The organism is Peribacillus sp. NPDC058002 (genome assembly GCF_042886655.1).
In the GTDB taxonomy this organism is placed as follows: Bacteria; Bacillota; Bacilli; order Bacillales; family DSM-1321; genus Peribacillus; species Peribacillus aracenensis.
On sequence record NZ_JBHVQU010000463.1, the window covers coordinates 1 to 1,700 of the forward strand.

Annotated in this window: 1 protein-coding gene; it reads right to left on the bottom strand. The window is 37.5% G+C overall.

Annotated features, from left to right (window positions below; translation table 11 throughout):
• A partial coding sequence (locus tag ACFVSH_RS26320; RefSeq protein WP_387708755.1) for an ABC transporter substrate-binding protein occupies nt 1-987 on the bottom strand: 987 nt, incomplete at its 3' end.
• Nucleotides 988-1,700 lie beyond the last annotated feature (713 nt).

Below are 1,700 nucleotides of genomic sequence, written 5' to 3' on the forward strand. Positions count from 1 at the left end.
GAAGTATCCTGTGTCATATCCTAGAGCGTTAAATGCATCCGGGGATTTATCTTTGTACTTCGCTTTGAACGCTGACACAAAATTCTGAATTTTCTTATCAGGGTCACCTGAAGAATAATGGTTCGTGATGAATGTGTTATTTAGAGCTTTTGCACCGGCAATTTCAACTAGCTTAGGAGAATCCCAGCCGTCGCCGCCCATGAATGGAACGTCAAGTCCAGTTTCACGTGCCTGCTTCACGATCAGGCCAGCTTCCTCATAGTAACCAGGAAGGAAAATGAAGTCAGGTTTTGCCGATTTCAAACGAGTCAATGTAGAACGGAAATCAGTATCCTTCGCAATGTAAGCTTCCTCAGCCACGATTTTTCCGCCATTTTTTTCGAATTGTTCTTTAAAGGCTGCTGCTAACCCTTTTGAATAATCACTTGCGCTGTCAATATAGATGGCTGCACTCTTCGCTTTGATTTCTTTAGTGGCGAAATTCGCAGCTACCGTCCCTTGGAACGGATCGATGAAGCTTGTCCGGAAAATATAATCGTTCAATTTATCCTTGCTGAAAGTGATTTCAGGGCTTGTACCAGATGGTGAGATGACCGGCACTTTATTATCTTGGGCAATCTGCACTTGGGCTATCGAGTTCGTGCTTGTCGCTGCACCGACGATCGCTGCAACCTTATCCTGTGATGTCAGCTTGATCGCTCCGCTTGTCGCTTCAGACGCTTCAGATTTATTATCGACTTTTATAAGTTTGATTTTTTTACCGTCAATGCCTTCTTTATTGATTTCTGCAGTCGCAAGCTCCAGGCCTTCTGCAATCGATTGTCCATACGAAGCTACGCCGCCAGATAATTCAAGGTTGACACCAATCTTGATCGTATCTCCATCCCCGCTTGTTTTTTCTGATGAACCAGAGCCGGAACAACCAGCCAGCACTCCTGCAGCAAGTGTAAGAGAAAGGAATGCACCTGCTAACTTTTTCTTTTTCATAAATAATCCCCCCATTTTGTAATCAAGCTCTGATGCATGAATATTTATTCAAGATGCTTCAGAAAAAATTGATTAGATGAAATGTTTCAAATTAAATTAATATTTCGAAAAATAGTTTACCGCATAATTTTCATTCCGTCTATACAATAATTGTGAGAAGATTTCGCTAAATAGGATATTTTTCACAGGTAGAACTATATCATTTTTATCTTCATATATTTTAAATATTGCGAAAATATGCTATATAATCAGAAAAAACTGATAATTTAATTATAGTGGTATTGTAAACTCTTTAATTATTGCTCAAAAAAATTTATTCATTTTCTTATTTTCTTCATCCTATTACTTACATTTTTACCAAAATACAAGTATATCGATAGGGAATTAAACCCAGTTTTTTCGTTGTTTTTTAGTCTTAATTCCTATATCAAAATTGAATAATACTATACTGGATGTATAAAATCATGCATGAATATCCCTTGCTTTCATTTCCCTGCATATTATGCATATCAATCAAAAAAACCGCCAAATGGCGTTTACGATAACCAAAATGGTTTGAGACAGTTGTTCTTTCTCAGTTAATACAGCTTATAATAAACTAAGGTTATCAGAATCTTATAAATAACAGAACATTCATTGTTCCGTTAAAGGGCCAGTTTAATTGAACAAGGGATTGGCATGACACCTTAATTAGTTCGCTATCTACAACACGC